1 rRNA gene is annotated in these 797 nt (G+C 53.3%); it reads left to right on the top strand.

From position 1 onward, the window contains the following. A 16S ribosomal RNA gene (locus tag FCL47_RS24115) occupies positions 1-797 on the top strand; the annotation flags it as partial.

Consider the following 797-nt stretch of genomic DNA (forward strand, 5'->3'; position numbering starts at 1 on the left):
AGAGTTTGATCATGGCTCAGGATGAACGCTAGCTACAGGCTTAACACATGCAAGTCGAGGGGCATCATGGCGGTTGCTTGCGACCGCTGATGGCGACCGGCGCACGGGTGCGTAACGCGTATCGAACCTGCCGCATACCCGGGGATAGCCTTGCGAAAGCAAGATTAATACCCGATGTTCTCACTGTTCCGCATGTTACGGTGAGCAAAGAGATTCGGTATGCGATGGCGATGCGTCCCATTAGCTAGTTGGCGGGGTAACGGCCCACCAAGGCTCCGATGGGTAGGGGTTCTGAGAGGAAGGTCCCCCACACTGGAACTGAGACACGGTCCAGACTCCTACGGGTGGCAGCAGTGAGGAATATTGGTCAATGGACGGAAGTCTGAACCAGCCAAGTAGCGTGCAGGATGACGGCCCTATGGGTTGTAAACTGCTTTTGTATGGGGATAAAGTTAGGGACGTGTCCCTATTTGCAGGTACCATACGAATAAGGACCGGCTAATTCCGTGCCAGCAGCCGCGGTAATACGGAAGGTCCAGGCGTTATCCGGATTTATTGGGTTTAAAGGGAGCGTAGGCTGGAGATTAAGTGTGTTGTGAAATGTAGACGCTCAACGTCTGAATTGCAGCGCATACTGGTTTCCTTGAGTACGCACAACGTTGGCGGAATTCGTCGTGTAGCGGTGAAATGCTTAGATATGACGAAGAACTCCGATTGCGAAGGCAGCTGACGGGAGCGCAACTGACGCTTAAGCTCGAAGGTGCGGGTATCAAACAGGATTAGATACCCGGGTAGTC

Origin of the sequence: Desulfopila sp. IMCC35006, from assembly GCF_005116645.1 — a bacterium.
Lineage (GTDB): Bacteria > Desulfobacterota > Desulfobulbia > Desulfobulbales > Desulfocapsaceae > Desulforhopalus_A.